Below are 538 nucleotides of genomic sequence, written 5' to 3'. Positions count from 1 at the left end.
GTACACGCTGGGCTGCACCAGCACCAGATGCCGCACCCCATGGGCGGCAGCCAGGCCCTCGATGCGCTCCAGCGGATGGTGCGCGGGGCGGTAGTGGCCGGGCTGGGTCGGCGCATCGGCGTCGAACACATGGACGTGCGCGTCCCAGCAGGCACCGGCTCCGTCCCAGGCATCAGGGTGGGGGGCGCGGTCGGCGTCGGTCGGCATCGGTTCAGCCGACCGAGATGTTGCGGTCGCGCACCACCTGGGCCCACTGGCCCTGCTGGGCCCGGATGAAGGCCCCGGCCGAGGCCTGCGATGCATCGGCGAACACGTCGCCGCCCAGCGCGCGGATGCGCGCCAGCACCTCGGCATCGCCCAGCGCCTTGCGGATGCCATCGACCAGGCGCGTGCGCGTGGCGGCGGGCAAGCCGGCGGGCGCGAGCACCGGGTTCCATTCCAGCACCTCGTACTTGCGCACGCCCGCTTCGGTCATGGTGGGCACCTCCGGCAGCGAACGGGCCCGCAGCGCGGCCGTCACGGCCAGCGCGCGCAGCTT

1 protein-coding gene and 1 pseudogene are annotated in these 538 nt (G+C 74.0%); both read right to left on the bottom strand.

Translation table 11 applies throughout. The features are described from left to right. Nucleotides 1-207 (bottom strand): annotated as a pseudogene (locus tag AC27IQ_RS26935) (hypothetical protein); the annotation flags it as partial. 4 nt (nt 208-211) lie between these two features. Continuing rightward, nucleotides 212-538 (bottom strand): tripartite tricarboxylate transporter substrate-binding protein (locus AC27IQ_RS26930; RefSeq protein WP_487091532.1); only part of this gene is annotated, 327 nt, incomplete at its 5' end.

The sequence above is a fragment of the Acidovorax sp. KPB24-07 genome, assembly GCF_057543315.1.
Note: the sequence above shows the minus strand (reverse complement) of the source record. Positions and strands in the feature narration are given on the sequence as shown.